The organism is Rhodanobacter thiooxydans LCS2, assembly GCF_000264375.1.
GTDB classification, from domain to species: Bacteria; Pseudomonadota; Gammaproteobacteria; order Xanthomonadales; family Rhodanobacteraceae; genus Rhodanobacter; species Rhodanobacter thiooxydans.
Genome location: NZ_AJXW01000003.1, coordinates 1 through 21,139, shown reverse-complemented (window position 1 = coordinate 21,139; position 21,139 = coordinate 1). Strand labels below are relative to the sequence as shown.

The following is a 21,139-nucleotide window of genomic DNA, read 5'->3' as shown; positions in this document are numbered from 1 at the left end:
TCGCCGGGCGGGTTGACTGCAGTCAATTCGTGCCCGGCCCGGCCGCCCTAACCTTTCCGCAGACACGGACGCACGCACGCCGTCGAGGGTGCCGCCCCGTGCCGCGATCCGCGTCCAGCCCATGACCGACCACGGATGTCGAACCGTGATTCCCCGCCCTCCATTCCGGCTACGCCGGCGACCATCGAGAAACGCCACATGCAGCAGGCATCGCGCTTCCCCCCTTCCGCCCTGGCAGGACTCTCGCCGGCCTACTTCGGCATGGTCATGGCCACCGGCATCGTCTCGATCGGTGCCTGGCGGCTGGGCCTGCCGCGGCTGGCCTGGGGCCTGTTCGCCATCAACACCGGCGTCTATGCACTGCTCTGGCTGCTCTACGCCTTGCGCCTGGTGCGCTATCCGAAACGATTCCTGGGCGACCTGACCGACCACCTGAGCGGGCCGGGCTTTTTCACCATGGTGGCCGCATCGAGCATCCTGGGCTGCCAGTTCCTGCTGCTGGCCGGCGGTGTCCGCGTCGGCCTGCTGCTGTGGGGCGTGGCGATCGCGCTGTGGCTGGCGCTGACCTACACGGTGTTCACCGCCTTCACCGTCAAGGAAGGCAAACCCACGCTGGACCGCGGCATCAGCGGCGGCTGGCTGCTGGCGGTGGTGGCAACCCAGTCGATCGCGGTGCTGAGCGCCCTGCTCGCCGCGCACACGGCTCAGCCGTACAAGCTGGAGCTGAATTTCTTCGCACTGTCGATGTGGCTGTGGGGCGGCATGCTGTACATCTGGATGATGTCGCTGATCTTCTACCGCTACACGTTCTTCGAGTTCTCGCCGGCCGATCTGTCGCCGCCATACTGGATCAACATGGGCGCGATGGCCATTTCCACCCTGGCCGGTTCGCTGCTCAGCATCAATGCGGTGGATGCGCCCTACCTGCTGTCGCTGCAACCCTTCATCAAGGGTTTCACGGTGTTCTACTGGGCCACCGGCACCTGGTGGATCCCGATGCTGCTGGTGCTCGGCGTGTGGCGCCATATCTACAAGCGCTTTCCGCTGCACTACGACCCGCTGTACTGGGGCGCGGTCTTCCCGCTGGGCATGTACGCCACCAGCACGCTGGAAATGACCAGGGCGATGGGCTTCGGTTTCCTCGGCTTCCTGCCGAAACTGTTTTTCGCGATCGCGCTGGTCGCCTGGCTCGGCGCGTTCATCGGCGTCGTGCGCAACCTGTGGCGCCTCGCGTTCGGTTCGCGTGCCGTCGACGTGACCGCTTCATCCAGTTTGCCCGATGACGCACCCCACTGACTCCACGATCCACGTCAAACACAGGCAGCAAGCCCCACGCTCAGCCTCGCCGGCTGATTCCCACGAAACGACCCGAGGACCACCATGAACACGAATTCAGGCCCTGGCGCTGCGCCAGCCACGCACTCAAGCGGTGCGGACATTGACGACTGGCGCCCGGAGGATCCCGCGTTCTGGCAGACGACCGGCAAGCGGATCGCCTATCGCAACCTGTGGATCTCGATCCCCGCCCTGCTGTGCGGCTTCGCGATCTGGGGCATGTGGGGCATCATCACGGTGCAGATGCTGAACCTCGGTTTTCCGTTCACGCAGGCCGAGCTCTTCACGCTGACCGCGATCGCCGGCATCGCCGGCGCCACCATGCGCATCCCGGCATCGTTCCTGATTCGCCTCGCCGGCGGGCGCAACACGATCTTCCTGACCACGACGATGCTGCTGGCGCCGGCCATCGGCACCGGCATCGTGCTGCAGCACAAGGACTGGCCGCTGTGGGCCTTCCAGCTGATGGCGTTGTGGTGCGGTGTCGGTGGCGGCAACTTCGCCTCATCGATGTCCAACATCACCGGCTTTTTCCCCAAGCGGCTGCAGGGCACGGCGCTTGGCCTCAACGCGGGACTCGGCAACTTCGGCGTGACGACGATGCAGATCGTCATTCCGCTGGTCATGACGGTGAGCATCTTCGGCGCCCTCGGCGGCGGCCCCGAGACCCTGCTCAAGGAAAGCGGCTGGATCTTCGGCAAGATCCCGGCCGGCACGCCGACCTGGATACAGAACTCGGGCTTCGCCTGGGTGCTGTCGCTGGTGCCGTTGTCGATCCTGTGCTGGTTCGGCATGAACAACCTGAAGACGATCTCGCCCGCCACCGGCAACCCGCTCGTCGCGTTCGCGAAGATCACCTATCTGTATACGCTCGCCTTCGTGCCGTCGATTTTCATGCTCTGGCTGTACCTGCCGGCGCCGACCGGCCTGGGCGTGCTCAACGTCTGGGTCGCGATCCCGCTTGACATCATCCTGATGCTGACGGTGATGAAGCTCGCCGCCTTCGGCCCGATGAAGGAGGGCGTGACCAGGCAGTTCGAGATTTTCCGCAACCGGCACACCTGGGCGATGACGATCCTCTACATCGTCACCTTCGGCTCGTTCATCGGTTTCTCGATGGCGCTGCCGCTGTCGATGAAGGTGATCTTCGACATCATCCACGTGCCCGACGCGAACGGTGTGATGACCCACACGCAGCCGAATCCGAATGGGTTGCCGGTGCTCGCCTACGCATGGATCGGCCCCTTCGTCGGCGCGTTGACGCGCCCGCTCGGCGGCTGGATCTCGGACAAGATCGGCGGCTCGATCGTCACCCAGTGGGTCTCCGTGGTGATGGTCGTCGCTTCGGTGGCGGCCGGCTACGTGATGATGAAGGCCTACCACTCGGCGACGCCCGAGGACTATTTCTTCACCTTCCTAGCGCTCTTCGTCCTGCTGTTCGCCGCTACCGGCGTCGGCAACGGCTCGACCTTCCGCACCATCGGCGCGATCTTCGACCGCCAGCAGGCCGGTCCGGTGCTGGGCTGGACTTCAGCCGTCGCCGCCTACGGTGCGTTTGCCGCACCGGTGGTGATCGGGGAGCAGATCAAACTCGGGACACCCGAGATGGCGATGTACGGCTTCGCGGCGTTCTATGCCCTGTGCCTGTTGCTCAACTGGTGGTTCTACCTGCGCAAGAACGCGTATGTGAAGAATCCCTGATCGCAAGCGGCGGACCGGCAGGCGCGGTCCGCCGCGTTTGCCGGCGTTGCGCCGCACTCCGCCTGCAGGCGCCTTCGACGCGACGGCCGGGTCGCCTATCCACCAACCCGGCGTGGACACCCACCACGGTTCCGGGGCAAGCGCGCCCCGCAGTCGCCACGCGCTCAGCGATCCCGCGGCAAAGCCACGGCATCCATGACCTCCGGCAGATCCGTCTCGCGGCCGATCTGCGGGAAGTGCCGGCGTTCCATGCGCCGAATCGCGAAATGCATCCACGCCAGCGAAGCGGCCGCCAGGACGAACAGCAGCATGAAGCAGCTGGTCCACACGCCGACGACGTCGTTCAATACACCGAACGCGATCGGCAGGATGAAACCGCCCAGTCCGCCGATCATGCCGACCACGCCGCCCACCGAGCCGACGTGCTGGGGGTAATAGACCGGGATGTGCTTGTACACCGCCGCCTTGCCCAGCGACATGAAGAAACCCAGCACGAACACCAGCACCGTGAACGGCACCACGCCGATCGCCAGGTGCAGGTTGATGTCGCCCGTGATGCCCTTCACGACATAGTGGGTGTCCGGATAGGCGAGCAGGAAGGTGCAGATGGTGGAGACGCCGAAGGTCCAGTACATTACCTTGCGCGCGCCGATGCGGTCGGACAGCACCCCGCCAACGATGCGGAACAGGCTGGCCGGAATCGAATAGAAGGCAGCAAGAATGCCGGCGGTCCTCACATCCAGCTGGTAGACCCCGGTCAGGAAGTGCGGCAGCCACAAGGCCAGCGCCACGAAGCCACCGAAGACGAAGAAGTAATAGAGCGAAAAACGCCACACCTGCAGGTTGCGCAGCGGCATCATCTGTTCGCGGAACGACATCGGCCTGGCACCGGACTTGCGCCGCTGCGCCAGCGAGGGATCCTCGTGACTGAACAGGTAGAACAGCACGGCGGTCAGCGCCAGGGCGATCGCCCAGATCTTGCTGACCATGATCCAGCCCGCAGCGACCATCACCATCGGCGCCAGCAGTTTGGTGACCGCGGCGCCGACGTTGCCCGCGCCGAAGACACCCAGCGCCGTGCCCTGCCGGCTCGCCGGGAACCACTTCGACACGTAGGCCACCCCGACCGAGAATGCGCCGCCGGCAATGCCGACGAACAACGCGGCGACCAGGAACTGCGGGTAGGTGTGCGCGTAGCCCAGCATCCAGGTGGCCACGGCCGCACACAGCATCACCGCGGTGAACACGCGACGGCCGCCGTACTGGTCGGCCCAGATGCCGAGCAGAAGGCGGATCAGCGACCCGGTAAGGATGGGCGTGGCGATCAGCAGGCCGAACCGGGTTTCATTGAGGCCGAGTTGCTGCTTGATCTGGATGCCGATGATGGAAAATATCGTCCACACCGCGAAACACACGGTGAAGGCGAAGGTGCTTAGCCACATGGCGCGCTGCTGCTCGCCACGGGACACGATGCTGGGCTCATGCATGCGGGTGCATCCGGTAGATGTGAGGCGTTGAAGGCCGGCCCACGGGAAGGCCGGCTGTGGTCGTTGCGGAGCTGTGCGACCGGCGCATCAGGCGCTGGCCAGTGCCTCGATCGCATCCAGGCCGCGCACCGGGTAACGCTCCTGCAAGCCGAGCAGGTAGATCTGCAGCTCGCGTTGGCGCACCTGCAATTCCAGATAGTCGGAAATCCGCTCCCTGACCGCGTCGAACGCCTGCTCGGCGCCGGGCTGGATGCCATCGACGCTGACCACGTGGTAGCCCCAGCGCGATTCAACCGGAAACGCCGCCAGGCCCTCGCGCAGGCGGAACACCTGGCGATCGAATTCGGGCGTGGCCTGGCCCCTCTGCAGCCAGCCGAGTTCGCCGCCCTGCGTCTTCGACGGACAGTCGGAATGGCGCATCGCGAAATCGGCAAACAGTACGGGGTTGATCTTCAGCTCGGCGATCAGGCGCTCGGCCTCGGCGCGGGCACGAATGCGGCCAGTGACATCGTCGGCCGCCGCACCCAGCAGGATGTGCCGCACACGGATCAGGTCGGGCGCGCGGAACAGCTGGCGGTTCTGCTCGTAGTAGCGCCGGCAAGCCTCTTCCGCAGGCACGCGATCCTCGATTTCGCGTTCCAGCAGCACGCGAATGCCGGCCTCCTCCGCGGTTTCCTGGCCACTGGCCGGTACCTGCTCGGCCAGGCCGAGCCGCTGCACTTCGCGGCGCAACAGCTCGCGCACCACCAGCGCGCGGGCGGCAGCGGCGCGGGAGTGCGCTGGGGTCGGCGCACGATGGTGCTGCATCTCCTGCGCGATCTCGGCTTCACTGATCGCCTGCTCGGCCACGAACAGGTAGCACGGCGCCGGCTGGCCCAGCGTGCGCGGGCCATCGCCCTTGCTGTCCTGCCGATGCTCGTGCGCTTCCTGCGTCACCGGCTTGGCCGAATCGATGATGGTCAGCGGGATGCCTCGCGCACCGGCTTTGCCCAGCGTCATGCTCAGTCCCTCGCTCCGTAGCGCAACGTCGCCTGGCGCCGGCGCACCACCTGGTAGGGCCGCCACAGGTAGCTGACGGGGATGCTCCACACGTGTACCAGCCGGGTGAACGGCGCCACCAGAAACAGCGTCATGCCGAGGAAGATGTGCGCCTTGTAGATCCAGTGCACGCCGATCACGTAACTGGCCGCGCCCCAGCGGAAGGTGACGATGTGCTGCGCCCACTCGGCCAGCGCGATCATCACGCTGCCGTCCATGTGGCGGCTGGAAATCACGATGGAGTACAGACCGAGCAGCAACTGCAGCAACAGCAGCACCAGGATCACGGTGTCACCGGTGGTGCCGGTGGCGCGCACCCGCGGGTTGAACAGCCGGCGCACCAGCAGGATCAGCAGGCCCGCCAGGCAGATCACGCCGAACACGCCGCCGACCACCATCGCCAGCAACTGCTTCTGCGGCGCGGTGATCACCAGCTCGTAGACCGCGTGCGGCGTCAGCAGGCCGACCAGATGGCCGCCGAGCACGATCAGGATGCCGATGTGGAACAGGTTGCTGCCCCAGCGCATGCCGCGACTGGACAGCAACTGGCTGGAGCCGGTGCGCCAGGTGTACATGGCGCGATCGAAGCGCGCCCAGCTGCCGATGAAGAACACCGCCATGGCGATGTACGGGTACAGCTGGAAGGCGAATTGGTCGAGATAGTTCATGGCTGCACCTGCGTGGCGGCAGTGGATGGCGAGGGCCGGTGCGTGTTCGGCCGGCAGCTGTCGTCAGGCGCCTCGGCGCCGAAGCGGACCGCTTCCTCCTCCCACAACCGATCCATTGCCTCGACGGTGTCGTCGCGCGCCTCCTCGCTGGCGCGCTGGCGCAGCACGGCCAGGTCGACCTTGCCGTCGGCCAGCTCCAGCAAAAGCTCGAACAGCACCTGGCTGGGGCTGCCGCGCTCGCCGGCGCGCGCCGCGAGCATGCCGACGATGTGGCTGATGTGGCTGAGCCAGTCGTGCACCTCGGCTGGCGGGCGCTGCGCCAGGAACTCCAGCAGCAGCGGCAGGTAATCGGGCAGCTCCTTCGCCGCCAGCTCGAAGCCCTGCTTGCGGTAGGCTTCGATCAGGTCGACCATCGCCTGGCCGCGATCGCGCGATTCGCCATGGATGTGCTCGAACAGCAGCAGGCTCATCGAGCGGCCGCGGTCGAAGGTCTGCAGCCACGCGTCCTGCGCGGTCAGCGGGTCGGTATCGAGCAGGCCCTGCACGAAACCCGTCAATGCCTTCCGCTGCGCCGCCGGCAGCGCCGGGTCGGCAGCGGCGTCGAGCAGTTCGTCGCCGTGCCGCCACAGCTCGTCGTCGGGGTAGTCCAGCAGCACGCCGATCAGTTTCAGCAGGCTCATGGCGCGACCTCGTCTTTTTCCTTGCGCACCGGCTGCACCGTGAAGGTGGTGATCTTGCGCTCGCTGAACAGGTCAGCCGGGCTGTCGCCGCTGCAGCCGTTGCCGAAGGTGAAGCCGCAGCCGCCACGCTCGCCGAAGGCGTCGTTGGCGTATTCGCGGTGCCCGGAGGGGATGACGAAGCGGTCCTCGTAGTTGGCGATGGCGAGGTAGCGGTACATGTCCTCGGCCTGCGCCACGCTCAGACCGGCCTGCTTCAGCACGGCCAGATCCTCGACGCCGTCGACGTTGCGCGCGCGGCGCCACGCGCGCATCGCCATCATCCGCTCCAGCGCGCGCACCACCGGTGCCTCGTCACCGGCCGACAGCAGGTTGGCGAGATAACGCAGCGGGATGCGCAGCGAGGCGACATCCGGCAGCTCGCCGTTCATGCCCACGCGGCCGCGTTCGGCGGCGGACTGGATCGGCGACAGCGGCGGCACGTACCACACCATCGGCAAGGTGCGGTATTCCGGGTGCAGCGGCAGCGCCAGCTTCCAGTCGATCGCCAGCTTGTAGACCGGCGAGCCCTTGGCTGCCTCCAGCCAGTTGTCGGGGATGCCTTCCTTGCGTGCGGCTTCGATCACCGCCGGATCGAACGGGTCGAGGAAGATGTCCAGATGCGCCTGGTACAGGTCCTTCTCGGCCGGCACCGATGCGGCTTCCTGGATGCGGTCGGCGTCGTACAGCATCACGCCGAGGTAACGGATGCGCCCGACGCAGGTCTCCGAGCACACGGTCGGCTCGCCCATCTCGATGCGCGGGTAGCAGAAGGTGCACTTTTCCGACTTGCCGCTCTTCCAGTTGTAGTAGATCTTCTTGTACGGACAGGCCGACACGCACATGCGCCAGCCGCGGCACTTGTCCTGGTCGATCAGCACGATGCCGTCTTCCTCGCGCTTGTATATCGCGCCGGAGGGGCACGCCGACACGCACGCCGGGTTGAGGCAGTGCTCGCACAGGCGCGGCAGGTACATCATGAAGGTCTTCTCGAACGCGCTGTAGATCTCCTTCTGCACGTTGTCGAAGTTGCGGTCCTTGGCGCGCTTGGCGAATTCGGTGCCGAGGATTTCCTCCCAGTTCGGCCCCCATTCGATCTTCTGCATGCGCTCGCCGCTGATCAGCGAACGCGGGCGCGCGGTGGGCTGGTGCCGGCCTTCCGGCGCCTGGTGCAGGTGCTGGTAGTCGAAGGTGAACGGTTCGTAGTAGTCGTCGATCTGCGGCAGGTCGGGGTTGGCGAAGATCTTCGACAGCAGGCGCCAGCGGCCGCCGGCGCGCGGCACCAGCTTGCCGGCACCGGTGCGCACCCAGCCGCCGTTCCACTTGTCCTGGTTCTCCCACTCCTTCGGGTAGCCGATGCCGGGCTTGGTCTCGACGTTGTTGAACCAGGCGTACTCGACGCCTTCGCGGCTGGTCCACACGTTCTTGCAGGTGATCGAGCAGGTGTGGCAGCCGATGCACTTGTCGAGGTTCAGTACCATCGCGATCTGGGCACGGACTTTCATCACGCCACCTCCTTGGCATCCGCCGGCCTGGAGGGTGCGGGGCCCGGCTCGCCGTCCAGCCAGTCGACCTTGTCCATCTTGCGCACGATCACGAACTCGTCGCGGTTGGTGCCGCAGGTGCCGTAGTAGTTGAAGCCCCAGGCCAGTTGCGCATAGCCGCCGATCATGTGGGTCGGCTTGAGCACCACGCGGGTGACCGAGTTGTGGATGCCGCCGCGGGTGCCGGTGATTTCCGAACCGGGCACGTTGATGATGCGCTCCTGCGCGTGGTACATCATCGCCATCCCCGGCATCACGCGCTGGCTGACCACCGCGCGCGCGGCGATCGCGCCGTTGACGTTGAACAGCTCGATCCAGTCGTTGTCCTCGATGCCGGCCTCGCGCGCGTCGTCCTCGCTGATCCACACGATCGGGCCACCGCGCGACAGGGTCTGCATCAGCAGGTTGTCGCTGTAGGTGCTGTGGATACCCCACTTCTGGTGCGGAGTGATCCAGTTCAGCACGATCTCGCGGTGACCGTTGCTGCGCTTGTTGTGCAGCGGCTCGATGGTCTTGGTGTCGACCGGCGGGCGGTAGCTCATGAAGCCCTCGCCGAAGGCGACCATCCACTCGTGGTCCTGGTAGAACTGCTGGCGACCGCTGACGGTGCGCCACGGGATCAGCTCGTGCACGTTGGTGTAGCACGCGTTGTAGCTGACGTGCTCGTCCTCCAGGCCCGACCAGATCGGCGAGGAGATGATCTTGCGCGGCTGCGCCTGGATGTCGCGGAAGCGGATCGCCTCGTGTTCCTTGCCGCGCGCGAGATGGGTGTGCTCGCGCCCGGTGAACTTACCCAGCGACTCCCAGGCCTTGACCGCGACATGGCCGTTCGTCTCCGGCGCCAGGTGCAGCACCACCTCGCAGGCGTCGATCGCGGTGTCGATGCGCGGCCGCCCGTGGCTGACGCCCGTCTCGGTCACCGTGTGGTTGAGCTTGCCGAGGAAGTCGACCTCGTCCTGCGTGTTCCACTGCATGCCCTTGCCGCCGTTGCCGAGCTTGTCCAGCAGCGGCCCAAGCGAGGTGAACTTCTTGTACAGGTTGGGATAGTCGCGTTCGACCACGGCGATTGACGGCATGGTCTTGCCGGGAATCGGCTCGCACTGGCCCTTCTTCCAGTCGGTGACGCCGAACGGCATCGCCAGCTCGCCGGGCGTGTCGTGCAGGGTCGGCACCAGCACCAGGTCCTTCTCCACGCCCAGCACGCCGGGCGCCATGTCGCTGACCGAGCGGGCGATGCCCTTGAAGATGTCCCAGTCGCTGCGCGACTCCCACGCCGGGTCCACCGCCTTGGACAGCGGGTGGATGAACGGGTGCATGTCGGAGGTGTTGAGGTCGTTCTTCTCGTACCAGGTCGCCGTCGGCAGCACGATGTCCGAATACAGCGCGGTGGTGCACATGCGGAAATCCAGTGTCACCAGCAGGTCGAGCTTGCCTTCGGGCGCCTCGTCGCGCCATGCCACTTCTTCGGGCTTGACCGCGCCGCGCTCGCCCAGGTCCTTGCCCTGCAGGCCGTGCCGCGTGCCCAGCAGGTGGCGCAGCATGTATTCATGGCCCTTGCCGGAGGAGCCGAGCAGGTTCGAGCGCCAGATGAACAGCACGCGCGGGAAATTCTGCGGCGCATCGGGATCGGCATAGGCGAAGTCCAGCTTGCCCTGCTGCAACTGCTCGACCACGTATTCGGAGGGCGAACGGCCGGCCTGTTCGGCAGCCTTGACGATCTCCAGCGGGTTGCGGTCCAGCTGCGGCGCGCTGGGCAGCCAACCCATGCGGATCGCCTGCAGGTTGAGGTCGGCCTGGCTGCCGGTGAAGCGGGCCGGGTCGGCCAGCGGCGACAGGATTTCCTTCATCTCCAGCTTTTCGTAGCGCCACTGGTCGGACATGAAGTAGAAGAACGAGGTGCCGTTCATCTGCCGCGGCGGGCGGCTCCAGTCCAGGCCGAATGCCAGTGGCTGCCAGCCGGTCTGCGGGCGCAGTTTTTCCTGCCCCACGTAGTGCGCCCAACCGCCGCCGGTCTGGCCGATGCAGCCGCACATCATCAGCATGTTGATCAGGCCGCGGTAGTTCATGTCGTTGTGGAACCAGTGGTTCATGCCGGCACCGACGATGATCATGCTGCGGCCGCGGGTCTTGGCCGCGGTGCCGGCGAATTCGCGAGCGATCTCCACCACCTCGGCGCGCGGCACGCCGGTGATCTTCTCCTGCCACGCCGGCGTGCCCGGCACGTTGTCGTCGTAGCCGGACGCCACGTTGGCGCCGCCGAAGCCGCGGTCGACGCCGTAGTGCGCCAGCAGCAGGTCGTAGACGGTGGCCACCTCCCACTGCTTGCCGTCGGCCAGCTGCAGGCGGCGCACCGGCACGTTGCGCTCGAGGATGTCCTCGAACTTCGAGGCGGTCCAGCGATCGTGCTCGATGCCGCCGAAGTACGGGAAGCTGACCGCCTCGATGCCGTCGTTGGCGTCCTTGAGCGACAGCCGTAGGCGGGTCGCCCGACCCTGGCTGTCCTTTTCCTCGATGTTCCACTTGCCCTGCTCGCCCCAGCGGAAGCCGACCGAACCGTTGGGCACGGTGACCTCGCCGCTGTGCTCGTCCAGCGCCAGCGTCTTCCACTCGGGGTTGTTCGATTCGCCCAAGCCGCCAAGGTCGCTGGCGCGCAGGAAACGCTCCGCCACCAGGCGGCCGTCGGCCCGCCGCTCCAGCCGCACCAGCAGCGGCATGTCGGTGTACTGGCGGCAATAGTCGATGAAGTACTCCGTCGGATGGTCGACGTGGAACTCCTTCAGGATCACGTGGCCGAAGGCGAACGCCAGCGCCGCATCGGTGCCCTGCTTGGGGTGCAGCCAGTGGTCGGTGAGCTTGGCGACTTCGGCGTAGTCGGGCGTGATCGCCACCGTCTTGGTGCCGTTGTAGCGGGCCTCGGTGAAGAAGTGCGCGTCGGGCGTGCGCGTCTGCGGCACGTTGGAACCCCACGCGATGATGTAGCGGCTGTTGTACCAGTCGGCCGATTCGGGCACGTCGGTCTGCTCGCCCCACACCTGCGGCGAGGACGGCGGCAGGTCGCAGTACCAGTCGTAGAACGACAGGCAGGCGCCGCCCAGCAGCGACAGGTAGCGCGCGCCCGAGGCGTACGAGATCATCGACATCGCCGGGATCGGCGAAAAGCCGATCACGCGATCGGGGCCGTGCTTCTTCACCGTGTGCAGGTTGGACGCGGCGATGATCTCGTTGGCCTCGTCCCAGCGCACGCGCACGAAGCCGCCCATGCCGCGCTTGCTCTTGTACGACTTCGCGCTGGCCGGGTCGCCGACGATGCTGGCCCACGCCTCGACCGGCGCCATCGTCTTGCGCGCCTCGCGCCACAGGCGCAGCAACGCGCCGCGTACCAGCGGGTACTTCAGCCGGTTGGCGCTGTACAGGTACCAGGAATAGCTGGCCCCGCGCGGGCAGCCGCGCGGCTCGTGGTTGGGCAGGTCCGGCCGCGTGCGCGGGTAGTCGGTCTGCTGGGTTTCCCAGGTCACCAGGCCGTTCTTGACGTAGATCTTCCAGCTGCACGAGCCGGTGCAGTTCACGCCGTGGGTGGAGCGCACGATCTTGTCGTGCTGCCAGCGGGCGCGATAGCCGTTTTCCCAGTCCCGATTGTCCGTGCGGGTGGTGCCGTGGCCTGCCGAAAACGTCTCCGAGCTGCGCTTGAAGAACTGCAGCCGGTCAAGGAAGTAACTCATGCAAAGCCCTCTTGGCAGTCGGTGGCATCGTCGTGTCAGCAGCGCTTGCGCAGCACTTCCATCAGCCCGATGGACGGAGCCTAGGTGAGCGATGCCGCCGTAAAATTGACACCGATCAAGTGCACGGAATCACGACCAGATCGGTACGGATTCGACTCGGTCGGCGCGACCTGTCCGCAAGTTCCGCTACAACTGTTACCACACCTGCGCTGGCGTCGTGAGCACGGCATTCCCCCGGCCGCCGCATGCCTCCGGCGCGGCCACGCTGCGACGCCTTGCCGCAGCGGCTTCCTCAGCGCGGGCGTTGCGGCGCACCGCGGTGGCTCAGGCTGTCGCGCACGTCCACCTCGAACAGCAGCCGCCACTCGGCCGCGGCGCTGGCCGGCAGCGCGAATTCCAGCCCCTTTTTGCACGGCAATTGCTGCACGTACGCCTCCACCCGCTCGACCGGCAGGCCGAACGACCAGCTGTCGCCGCGCCGCTGCAGCCCGGCCTGCGCCACGGGCAGCAGCGCCAGCGAGAAGCCGAATGCGGCGCCATCGGGAAGGTAGCTCACACTGTCCAGCGCCCGGCCGTCGCGCAGGCGCGCGAGTTCGTCTTCGTCGATCCGCAGGCGCCATTGCTGGCCATCGATCTGCAACTTCACGGCTGCACCTCCTGCCACTGTTCGGGCGTGTTGCAATTGACCAGGCAGCGGCGCTCGTCGTCGTCGACGGCTAGTTCCGCACCCTGCAGCCGGGCATGCAGGGCGCGCAGCGAACGCATGCGCGGGGCCTGGCCGGCGACGGCCGCGATCGCCGCGCGCGTCGTTTCGTCCAGGCGCAGGCACAGCGGCAGCACATGCCCGGCGAACGTCGCGCAGGGCGTTTCTTCGGCTTCCGCCAGTGCACCGACCAGTCGCCGCAGCAACCCGTTGGTCAGTTGCGGCATGTCCACCGGCAGCACCAGATAGATGCCATCCGCCTGGGTCTGCGCCAGGGTCAGCAGGCCGCCGACGGGACCCAGGCCGGGCTGCCGGTCGGGCAGGCCCTGCGCCTCGGGATCGGGGCCACAGGTCAGCACGCGTTGTGCGCCGGCCTGCTCCAGCAACCCGCGCATGTGCTGCAGCAGCGGGCGGCCGCGCCATGGCAGGGTGGCCTTGTCGGTACCCATGCGCGAGGACTGGCCGCCGGCAAGCACCACGCCGTCGAACGTGGGCGCCGGCTCAGCCGTGCGCGTGGCCGTCATGTCGCGACTCCGGTCCACGGTCCCGTTCGTGTGACTCGCACAGCGAGCAGCCCTCGCTCCACTCGCTGCTGCCGTCCACGTAGTGCTCCTGCTTCCAGATCGGGCTGCCGTGCTTGACCGCCTCGATGACCTGGCGGCAGGCGCGAAACGCCTCGTCGCGGTGCGGCGTGCCCACCGCCACGACCACCGCGACATCGCCGATGCCGAGCCGCCCGCGGGCATGGGCCAGATAGATCTTCAGGCGCGACCCGAACTGCTCCTGTGCACGCCGCATGATGTCGTCGAAGCCCACCAGCGCCAGCTGCTCGAACACGTCGTAGCTGACGCCGGTGACCGCCCGCCCCTGGTTCTGCTCGCGCACCCGGCCGACGAACATGGCGAACCCGCCGAAGGCCGGGTCGGCGACGAACTCCATCGCGGCGGCCGGATCGATGCGCTCGTGCTCGACATCCACGATCCTGCGGAGAAAATCGCCCATCTCAACCTCCACCAACCGGCGGCAGCACCACGACCGGCCCGCTTTCGGGCAGCGCTTCCTGCTCGCCCAGCACGCAGGTCTGGCTGGCGAAGGCCGAGCGCAGCAGCAGGCCCTCCCGGAACCCCGGCCAATGCGCGCGGCCGTATGCCGCCAATGCGCTGCGCAGGTCCGCCACGCGCGCGCCCGCAGGCACCTCCAGCGTTACCGCCGCACCCGGTTCGTGGTCGCGAAACGCGCCGAACAGGCTGACTTCAACCTTCATGCCCCGCTCCCGATCGCCAGCGGCTGCAAGTGCCCCAGCGCGTAAACCTCGACCATGCTGCCCGGCTCGCACACCTGCGCATCCTCGGCCAGCACCACCCACCCGCCGGTGTCGAGCAACGGCCGGATCCGGAACGACTCCTGCCCGTCCAGCAGCACGGCCTGCAAGCGCCCGTCGGCAGCCAGCGCCAGCTTGCCCTTGAGGAAGCATCGCAACGCCGCGCATTGCTCGAAGCGCTGCTGCAGCGGCAACCGCAGCGGGCGCTCCGGCGGCAGGCCGAGCATGCCGCGCAGGGCCGGCTCGACGAAGAAACGCAGGCCCACCGCGCTGGACACCGGGTTGCCCGGCAGCCCGAAGAACAATGCGCCGTCCGCCAGGCTGGCAAACAGCAAGGGCTTGCCCGGACGGATCCGCACCTTGTGGAAATGGATCTGCGCACCGAGCTCGCGCAGCGCCTCGGGCACGAAATCATGGCGCCCCATCGACACCGCGCCGGTACTGAGCACCACCGTGGCCCCGGCATGCAGCGCCTCGCCCAGCGCGCGCACGAAGGCCGCCGGGTCATCCTGCACCGTCTGCCGATACACCACCTGCGCGCCGGCGGCGGCGAGGCGCGCGGCCAGGAATGGGCCGTTGCTGTTGCGGATCTGCCCGCTCTGCAGCGGCTGGCCGGGGTCGTCCACCAGTTCCCGCCCGGTGCAGATGATGGCCACGCGCGGGCGCCGCACGACCGGCACCCCGGCGATGCCCAGGGCGGCCAGCAGCGCCAGGTGCTGCGCCTGCAACAGCTCGCCCGCCGGCATCAGCTCGGCCCCCAGCGGCACGTCCTCGCCGCGGCGGCGCACGTGCCGGCCGGCCACGACGGCGACGCCCAGCCGGATGCGCCGCGGCCGGCCGTCGCCATCGTGCTCGACGATCTCGACCTGTTCCACCGGCACCACCGTGTCCATCCCCGCGGGCATGCGCGCGCCGGTCATGATTTCCCAGGCGCCACCATCGGCTCGCGCCAGGGCGTCGCCCGCCGCCTGCGCGCCCCTCACGGCAAACTCGCTGCCGGCCGGCAGCCGGGCATCGCCGGCATGCAGGGCGAAGCCGTCCATCGCGGCATTGTCGAACGGCGGCAGCTCGGCGGGACTGCTCACCGGCCGGGCCAGCAGTCGACCCAGCGCCTGCTCCAGCGGACACGACCGCTCCGGCAGCCGGCGCGCCCGCGCCAGGATGAGCGCCAGCGCCTCGTGGTAGGCGATCATGGGTGTGCCTCGCCGTCCATCATGGCCAGCGCATGCGCCAGCAGCGGCGCCACGATCGCCATACCCTGGCCGGCCGCCCGCGGGCTGCCCGGCATCGCCAGCACCAGCATGCGTCCCAGCTGCACCGCTTCGGCCCGGCTCAGCCACGCCAGCGGCGTATGCCGCGCGCTTTCGCTGCGCAGCATCTCGGCCAGCCCGCTGACCCGGCGATCGGCCACCTGCGCCAGCGCCTCGGGCGTGAGGTCGCGCGGACCCAGCCCGGTGCCACCGGTGCACAGGCACAGCCGCACCTGCGCCGCGGCCAGCGCGCGCAGGTGCGCGGCCAGCGGCTGCACGCCATCGGGCAGCACGTCGACGTGGTCCACCTGCGCGCCCAGCTGGCGCAGGCCTTCCACCAGCAGCGGGCCGGAACGATCCTCGTAGCGGCCCTCGTGCGCCCGGTCGCTGAGCGTGACCACCGCACACGACACGCCCTGCAGGCGTGCGATGTCGCGCGGGCGGTAGTGCGCCTGCTCCGCCTCGCTCATGCCTTCCGGGTGCCGCCACAGGCCACTCTTGCCGCCTTCCTTGAACAGCAGGCGGATGCCGCCGATCGACAGCGCCGGCTCGACCGGCTTGCTCAGGTCGTACAGCGTCAGCAGCGCGGCGTTGACGCCGGCCAGCGCCTCCATCTCCACCCCGGTGCGGGCCTCGGTCGCCACCTCGCAATAGACCCGGATCGCCAGCCGCTCGGCCACCGGTTCGCAGTGCACCCGCACCAGCTCCAGCGGCAGCGGATGGCACAGCGGCATCAGCGCCGAGGCCTGCTTGGCGCCCTGCAGCCCGGCCACTTCCGCCATCACTAGCGCATCGCCCTTGGGCAGGCGGCGCTCGACGATCAGCGGCCAAGCCACCGGGCCGGCCTGCAACTCGCCGACGGCTACGGCACGGCGTCGGGTCGGGCGCTTGTCGCGGATGTCCGCCATGTGGAAGGCGGCGACGTGTTCGGTAGCGGGCAAGGTCATCCTCCGATCGAGGCCAGGTGCGGCGTGATGCCGGTCAGCCCCTGGTGCAGGCCGTGGCCGGCGGCCTTCAGGCCGAGCTGGGTGGCGATGTGCGCCACCAGCGCGTGGTGGTCGTCGTCGGACTGCAGCAGCGGCCGCAACGAAATGCCGAAATTGCCGAACAGGCACAGCCGCAGGTCGCCGCGTGCGGTGACTCGCAGGCGATTGCAGCCGGCGCAGAAATCGCGGGCATACGGCGCGATCACGCCGATACGGCCGCGATAGTCCGGATGCGCGTATTCGAGCGCCGGCCCGGCGTCCGCCGCGCGCGGCCGCAACATCCAGCCGTCGGCCAGCAACTGCCGCTGCAGGCCCTCGGCACGCACATGGTGGCGCTCGAAGAACTCGCCGTTCTCGCCGGTGCGCATCAGCTCGATGAAGCGCAGCGCGACGTCGCGCCCGCGCAGGTAGTCCAGCCACGCGGGAAGCTCGTCGTCGTTGCGCCCGCGCAGCAATACCGCGTTGATCTTCACTGCCTCGAAGCCCAGCTCAAGCGCGTGTTCGATGCCCTCGGTGACTTCGGCGAAACGGTCATGCCCGGTGATGTCCAGGTAGCGCGCCGCGTCGAGGCTGTCCAAGCTGACGTTGAGCGCGGTGAGCCCTGCCTCGCGCCAGCCGCGCACCAGCCGCGGCAGGCGGCAGCCGTTGGTGGTCAGCGCGATCCGGCGGATGCCGGGCACCGCGGCCACGGCGGCGATGATCGCCGGCAGGTCCTTGCGCAGGCTGGGTTCGCCGCCAGTCAGGCGGATCTTGCTCATGCCCAGCGCGGCAAACCCGCACACCAGCCGCCCGATCTCCGCCAGCGTGAGGAAGCTCGGGTGGCCGTTTACCTGGTAGCCGTCGGGCAGGCAATACGTGCAGCGGTAATTGCACGCCTCGGTCAACGACAGGCGCAGGTAGGGAAATGAGCGTCCATGATGGTCAACCAGGGTCTGCACTACCGCTCCACTTTCGATTTGGCAAACTTGCCGATCCGGCGATCCTTCGGCCGCGTCGCGGGCGACCGACGTGTCCGCTGCCACAGGCGAGTGCCGCATCTGCATCAGTTTACGCACAAGTCACGTTAGCGTGTCGGCACGCGGGCACCATTGACTGGAGTCAAACCACCGTGCGGCACGTTGTCACGATCACCGCGCCGGCTCGCGCATCGCATGCTAATTTCAAGACTTCTCCCGGGGACGCACGACCATCATGGCGCTGACCAGCTTCCAGGATCTGCTTGACGCGAGCCGCCGGCAGCCCGAGCCGCAACGGCTGCTGTTCGTCTTCGCGCGCGTCGAATTGCCGGAGGCGGCCACCGATGCGCAGCGCGAACGCGCGGCACGGGGAGAAGGCGGCAACCTGTCGCCCAGCCTGTGCGTGGACAAGGCGCCGGAGGAAGTCGCCAGCTTCGCCGCCCTGGTGGAAGAGTCCGCAACCACCGGCCTGCCGTGGGACATCGTGTGCGTCGCCAGCCTGTCCGGTCGCGCCGGCGTGCCCCCGGGCACCGACGAAGCCGCGCAGCCGCTGCGCTTCATGGTCAACGCGATCAACAACGGACGCGTGGCCGAGTTCGCCGCCTTCGATCGCGAAGGCCACGTGCTGCAGTTCTGCTGAGCCGGGCCACGGCTCCACCACGCTGCGGGCGCCGGCTTGCATACCCCTTCCCCCGCGCACAGACTTCCGCCATGAGCGTCCCGACCAACCGCGACTCCTGGCTGGAGCAACTGCGCCGGCGCATATCGGAGGTTTCCCCGGCCCAGGCGCTGGCGCAACAGGCCCTGGGCGCGCTGCTGATCGACGTGCGCGAGGACGCCGAGCGCGCCGGCGGCCTGCCCGCCCATGCGCTGGGCCTGTCGCGCGGCCACCTCGAGCTGCGCATCGAGGACCTGCAGCAGGATCGCGAACGTCCCCTGCTGCTGCTGTGCGCATCCGGGCGACGTTCGTTGCTCGCCGCCGAATCGCTGCAGCGCCTCGGCTACCGCCAGGTGAGCTCGGTCGCCGGCGGGTTCACGCGCTGGAAAGCCGAAGGCCTGCCCATCGCGGCCGGCACGCTCGACCCGGACGCCGCCGAGCGCTATGCACGCCAGTTGCAGCTGGCGCAGGTCGGCGAGCAGGGGCAAACCCGGCTGGGCGCGGCCAAAGTGGCGATCGTGGGCGCCGGCGGGCTGGGCTCGCCGGCAGCGCTGTACCTCGCCGCCGCCGGCGTCGGCCAGCTCACCCTGATCGACAACGACACGGTGGAACGCTCGAACCTGCACCGGCAAGTCGTCCACGCCGACGCGCGCGTAGGCATGGCCAAGACCACGTCGGCGCAGATGACGCTGCAGGCGCTGAACCCGCGCATCCGCGTCGAGACGCGGGCCGAGCGGCTGGATGCCGGCAATGTGGAGCGGCTGCTCGCCGGCCACGACCTGATACTCGACGGCACCGACAACTTTCCCACGCGCTACCTGCTGGCAGCCGCCTCGCTGCGCCTGAAGATGCCGATGATCTACGGCGCGGTGGAGCGTTTCAGCGGGCAGCTCGGCGTGTTCGATCCGCGCCGCGACGATTCACCGTGCTACCGCTGCCTGTTCCCGCTGCCGCCATCCGCAGCCGACGCACCCAATTGCAGCGAAGCGGGGGTGCTTGGCGTGCTGCCCGGCATCGTCGGGCTGCTGCAGGCGACCGAGGCGCTGAAGCTGATCCTGGGTCTGGGCGATCCACTGGTCGGCCAGTTGCTCAGCTTCGACGCGCTGGGCATGCAGTTCCACAAGACGCGGCTGCCGCGCAACCCGGATTGCCCGGCATGCTCGGCCCGCGCGACGTTCACGGGCTACCCGCAAATCGAGGCGCTGTGTTCGTCCGACGTTCGCCCGGACTGAGCGGGCCGGCGCGCCGGCCGAAACTCAACCCGCCGCCGGCAGCAGGCTGTCCAGCACCAGTGCGGTCATCCGCGCCAGACCCTGTTCGCGCTGCGTCGGCGGCATGTGCGCGTCATGTTCCAGGTGGTCGCTGACGGTCAGCACGGACAGTGCCTGGAAGCCTTCGCGCATGGCCACGCCGTAGAGTCCGGCCGATTCCATCTCGACCCCGCGGATGCGATGCGCCAGCAGCCGCGCGAGCAGCTGCGGGTCGCCGCCGTAGAAGCAGTCGGTGCTGAACACGCCGGCGACGCGCAGGGCGACGCGCTGCGCGGCGGCGGTGTCGACGGCCGCGCGCATCAGGCCGAAATCGGCGCACGCGGCCAGGTCGTGGCCGCCGAATTGCAGCCGGTTGAAGTTCGAGTCGGTCGATGCCGCCTGCGCCAGTAGCAGATCGCCCAGTTCGATATCGCCCACGCCGCCGCAGGTGCCGACGCGCACGATCCGGCGCACGCCGAACACGCGAGCCAGCTCGGTCGCATAGATCGCGCAGGAAGGAATGCCCATGCCGCTGCCGATCACCGACACGCGCATGCCGCGATAGAAGCCGGTGTAGCCGAGCATGTTGCGACGCGTGTTCACTTCGCGCCCGTCATCGAGAAACTCGTGGGCCATGTGCCGCGCGCGCAGCGGATCGCCGGGCAGCAGCACGGTGTCGGCGATCATGTCCGGGGCGGCGTCGAGATGGGGTGTGCTCATGCGATGGCGATCATGCAGAGGGAAGAAAGCTGCGACCTGCCGCCAGCGGTGGCAGACCCAGATGGGCGGCCATGCTCTGGCCGATGTCGGCAAAGCTGTCGCGCCGGCCCAACGCGCGCGGCGCCAGCCCCGGCCCGAACGCCAGCACCGGGACGCACTCGCGGGTGTGGTCGCTGCCCGGCCAGACCGGGTCGCAGCCGTGGTCGGCGCTGATCACCAGCAGGTCGCCGGGCTGCAACGCCTGCAGCAACTCCGCCAACCGCGCGTCCAGTGCTTCCAGCGCCGCGGCATAGCCGAACACGTCGCGCCGATGGCCGTACAGCATGTCGAAGTCCACGAAGTTGGTCGCGATCAGGCTGTGCGGGCCGGCCTGCGCCAGCGCCGCCAGGGTGGCGTCGAACAGGGCGTCGTGGCCGTACGCGTGCACCACCCGCGACACGCCGCGGTGGGCAAAGATGTCATCGATCTTGCCGATCGCGATCACCTCGCCACCGGCCGCCTGCAGCGCGTCGAGCAGCGTCGGCGCGGGCGGAGGCAAGGCATAGTCGCGCCGATGCACGGTGCGGCTGAAGCCGGTGGCGGCGTCGCCGGTGAACGGCCGCGCGATCACCCGCCCGATGCGGTAGTCGTCGAGCAGCGGGCGCGCCAGCTCGCACAGGCGGTACAGCCGGTCCAGGCCGAACGCCTGCTCGTGGGCGGCGATCTGGAACACGGAATCCGCCGAGGTGTAGACGATCGGACGGCCGCTGCGCACGTGCTCGGCGCCAAGGCGCTGGACGATCTCCGTCCCGGAGGCATGGCAGTTGCCGAGTACACCGGGCAGCGCGCCCTGCTCCACCAGGGCCTGCAGCAGCGCCGGCGGAAACGACTGCTCAGCCTGCTCGAACAGCCCGAACGGCTGCGTCAGCACCACGCCGGCGCTTTCCCAGTGGCCCGACGGCGTGTCCTTGCCGCAGGCGCGTTCCACCGCATGCCCCCACAGGCCCTCGGGCGCCACCAGCCCGGCGAAGCCGGGCGCGGCCTGGCCGTGGATCGCGGCATGCGCCTGCGGCAGGCCGAGCCGGCTGAACTGCGGCAGGCGCAGCGG

The 21,139-nt window shown here is 68.4% G+C and carries 19 protein-coding genes; 4 read left to right on the top strand and 15 right to left on the bottom strand.

The genetic code is table 11. The features are described from left to right. Nucleotides 1-198 precede the first annotated feature (198 nt). Together UUA_RS00420 and UUA_RS00415 are read left to right on the top strand one after the other, a co-directional pair. On the top strand, nucleotides 199-1,296 hold the full coding sequence (locus UUA_RS00420) for a tellurite resistance/C4-dicarboxylate transporter family protein (protein WP_008433309.1): 1,098 nt from the start codon (nucleotides 199-201) through the stop codon (nucleotides 1,294-1,296). Between the two features lie 84 nt (nucleotides 1,297-1,380). Further along, nucleotides 1,381-3,036 carry an MFS transporter gene (locus UUA_RS00415; protein ID WP_008433308.1) on the top strand — a complete coding sequence of 552 codons (1,656 nt, stop codon included), beginning with the start codon at nucleotides 1,381-1,383 and terminating at the stop codon, nucleotides 3,034-3,036. Between the two features lie 164 nt (nucleotides 3,037-3,200). On the opposite strand, the gene UUA_RS00410 is transcribed toward UUA_RS00415, so the two are convergent. The 13 genes from UUA_RS00410 to moaA all read right to left on the bottom strand — a co-directional run bounded on the left by UUA_RS00410 (nucleotide 3,201) and on the right by moaA (nucleotide 17,406). After that, nucleotides 3,201-4,523: an MFS transporter gene (locus UUA_RS00410; RefSeq protein WP_008433307.1), complete on the bottom strand. Its 1,323-nt coding sequence runs from the start codon at nucleotides 4,521-4,523 to the stop codon at nucleotides 3,201-3,203. Nucleotides 4,524-4,610: 87 nt separating this feature from the next. Further along, nucleotides 4,611-5,522, bottom strand: a complete 912-nt coding sequence (locus tag UUA_RS00405; protein ID WP_008433306.1) for a peptidylprolyl isomerase — start codon at nucleotides 5,520-5,522, stop codon at nucleotides 4,611-4,613. A 2-nt stretch (nucleotides 5,523-5,524) separates the two neighbouring features. Next, nucleotides 5,525-6,229, bottom strand: a complete 705-nt coding sequence (gene narI, locus UUA_RS00400; protein ID WP_008433305.1) for a respiratory nitrate reductase subunit gamma — start codon at nucleotides 6,227-6,229, stop codon at nucleotides 5,525-5,527. Continuing rightward, nucleotides 6,226-6,909, bottom strand: a complete 684-nt coding sequence (narJ, locus tag UUA_RS00395; protein ID WP_008433304.1) for a nitrate reductase molybdenum cofactor assembly chaperone — start codon at nucleotides 6,907-6,909, stop codon at nucleotides 6,226-6,228. Before narJ ends, narI begins: the two co-directional genes overlap by 4 nt. After that, nucleotides 6,906-8,450: a nitrate reductase subunit beta gene (gene narH, locus UUA_RS00390; RefSeq protein WP_008433302.1), complete on the bottom strand. Its 1,545-nt coding sequence runs from the start codon at nucleotides 8,448-8,450 to the stop codon at nucleotides 6,906-6,908. Before narH ends, narJ begins: the two co-directional genes overlap by 4 nt. Further along, the gene (locus UUA_RS00385; RefSeq protein WP_008433301.1) at nucleotides 8,450-12,208 is read right to left on the bottom strand and encodes a nitrate reductase subunit alpha; all 3,759 of its coding nucleotides are present in this window, start codon (nucleotides 12,206-12,208) and stop codon (nucleotides 8,450-8,452) included. Before UUA_RS00385 ends, narH begins: the two co-directional genes overlap by 1 nt. Nucleotides 12,209-12,500: 292 nt before the next feature. Continuing rightward, nucleotides 12,501-12,854, bottom strand: a complete 354-nt coding sequence (locus UUA_RS00380; RefSeq protein ID WP_008433299.1) for a hypothetical protein — start codon at nucleotides 12,852-12,854, stop codon at nucleotides 12,501-12,503. Then, complete coding sequence (gene mobA, locus UUA_RS00375; RefSeq protein WP_008433298.1) at nucleotides 12,851-13,435, bottom strand: molybdenum cofactor guanylyltransferase; 585 nt, start codon at nucleotides 13,433-13,435, stop codon at nucleotides 12,851-12,853. Before mobA ends, UUA_RS00380 begins: the two co-directional genes overlap by 4 nt. Next, nucleotides 13,413-13,913, bottom strand: coding sequence for a molybdenum cofactor biosynthesis protein MoaE (locus tag UUA_RS00370; protein ID WP_008433297.1), 501 nt, complete (start codon nucleotides 13,911-13,913; stop codon nucleotides 13,413-13,415). The genes mobA and UUA_RS00370 overlap by 23 nt, the downstream gene beginning before the upstream one ends. A gap of 1 nt (nucleotide 13,914) precedes the next feature. Beyond that, a complete protein-coding gene (locus tag UUA_RS00365) occupies nucleotides 13,915-14,175 on the bottom strand; it encodes a MoaD/ThiS family protein (RefSeq protein ID WP_008433295.1) in 261 nt (86 codons plus the stop codon). Next, a complete protein-coding gene (locus tag UUA_RS00360) occupies nucleotides 14,172-15,425 on the bottom strand; it encodes a molybdopterin molybdotransferase MoeA (RefSeq protein ID WP_008433293.1) in 1,254 nt (417 codons plus the stop codon). Before UUA_RS00360 ends, UUA_RS00365 begins: the two co-directional genes overlap by 4 nt. Further along, entirely contained in the window at nucleotides 15,422-16,429 is a 1,008-nt protein-coding gene (moaCB, locus tag UUA_RS00355; protein ID WP_008433291.1) for a bifunctional molybdenum cofactor biosynthesis protein MoaC/MoaB, read from the bottom strand. Before moaCB ends, UUA_RS00360 begins: the two co-directional genes overlap by 4 nt. Then, entirely contained in the window at nucleotides 16,426-17,406 is a 981-nt protein-coding gene (gene moaA, locus UUA_RS00350; RefSeq protein WP_008433289.1) for a GTP 3',8-cyclase MoaA, read from the bottom strand. Before moaA ends, moaCB begins: the two co-directional genes overlap by 4 nt. Nucleotides 17,407-17,659: 253 nt before the next feature. Between moaA and UUA_RS00345 the strand changes: the two genes are divergently transcribed. Continuing rightward, nucleotides 17,660-18,064: a YbhB/YbcL family Raf kinase inhibitor-like protein gene (locus UUA_RS00345; protein WP_008433287.1), complete on the top strand. Its 405-nt coding sequence runs from the start codon at nucleotides 17,660-17,662 to the stop codon at nucleotides 18,062-18,064. A 71-nt stretch (nucleotides 18,065-18,135) separates the two neighbouring features. Then, a complete protein-coding gene (moeB, locus tag UUA_RS00340) occupies nucleotides 18,136-19,314 on the top strand; it encodes a molybdopterin-synthase adenylyltransferase MoeB (RefSeq protein WP_008433286.1) in 1,179 nt (392 codons plus the stop codon). Between the two features lie 24 nt (nucleotides 19,315-19,338). Here the strand turns inward: moeB and deoD are convergent, their stop codons facing one another. Further along, nucleotides 19,339-20,052, bottom strand: coding sequence for a purine-nucleoside phosphorylase (gene deoD / locus UUA_RS00335; protein WP_008433285.1), 714 nt, complete (start codon nucleotides 20,050-20,052; stop codon nucleotides 19,339-19,341). A gap of 10 nt (nucleotides 20,053-20,062) precedes the next feature. After that, nucleotides 20,063-21,139: phosphopentomutase (locus tag UUA_RS00330; protein WP_008433283.1), on the bottom strand; the 1,077-nt coding region annotated here is incomplete at its 5' end.

Excerpts from the sequence above, each read along its gene's own strand:
- narH (WP_008433302.1), bottom strand. The coding sequence starts at position 8,450 with ATGAAAGTCCGTGCCCAGATCGCGATGGTACTGAACCTCGACAAGTGC.
- narI (WP_008433305.1), bottom strand. The coding sequence starts at position 6,229 with ATGAACTATCTCGACCAATTCGCCTTCCAGCTGTACCCGTACATCGCC.
- moeB (WP_008433286.1), top strand. The coding sequence starts at position 18,136 with ATGAGCGTCCCGACCAACCGCGACTCCTGGCTGGAGCAACTGCGCCGG.
- UUA_RS00345 (WP_008433287.1), top strand. The coding sequence starts at position 17,660 with ATGGCGCTGACCAGCTTCCAGGATCTGCTTGACGCGAGCCGCCGGCAG.
- UUA_RS00420 (WP_008433309.1), top strand. The coding sequence starts at position 199 with ATGCAGCAGGCATCGCGCTTCCCCCCTTCCGCCCTGGCAGGACTCTCG.
- UUA_RS00370 (WP_008433297.1), bottom strand. The coding sequence starts at position 13,913 with ATGGGCGATTTTCTCCGCAGGATCGTGGATGTCGAGCACGAGCGCATC.
- mobA (WP_008433298.1), bottom strand. The coding sequence starts at position 13,435 with ATGACGGCCACGCGCACGGCTGAGCCGGCGCCCACGTTCGACGGCGTG.
- narJ (WP_008433304.1), bottom strand. The coding sequence starts at position 6,909 with ATGAGCCTGCTGAAACTGATCGGCGTGCTGCTGGACTACCCCGACGAC.
- UUA_RS00405 (WP_008433306.1), bottom strand. The coding sequence starts at position 5,522 with ATGACGCTGGGCAAAGCCGGTGCGCGAGGCATCCCGCTGACCATCATC.
- UUA_RS00365 (WP_008433295.1), bottom strand. The coding sequence starts at position 14,175 with ATGAAGGTTGAAGTCAGCCTGTTCGGCGCGTTTCGCGACCACGAACCG.
- deoD (WP_008433285.1), bottom strand. The coding sequence starts at position 20,052 with ATGAGCACACCCCATCTCGACGCCGCCCCGGACATGATCGCCGACACC.
- UUA_RS00410 (WP_008433307.1), bottom strand. The coding sequence starts at position 4,523 with ATGCATGAGCCCAGCATCGTGTCCCGTGGCGAGCAGCAGCGCGCCATG.
- UUA_RS00415 (WP_008433308.1), top strand. The coding sequence starts at position 1,381 with ATGAACACGAATTCAGGCCCTGGCGCTGCGCCAGCCACGCACTCAAGC.
- UUA_RS00385 (WP_008433301.1), bottom strand. The coding sequence starts at position 12,208 with ATGAGTTACTTCCTTGACCGGCTGCAGTTCTTCAAGCGCAGCTCGGAG.
- moaCB (WP_008433291.1), bottom strand. The coding sequence starts at position 16,429 with ATGACCTTGCCCGCTACCGAACACGTCGCCGCCTTCCACATGGCGGAC.
- UUA_RS00360 (WP_008433293.1), bottom strand. The coding sequence starts at position 15,425 with ATGATCGCCTACCACGAGGCGCTGGCGCTCATCCTGGCGCGGGCGCGC.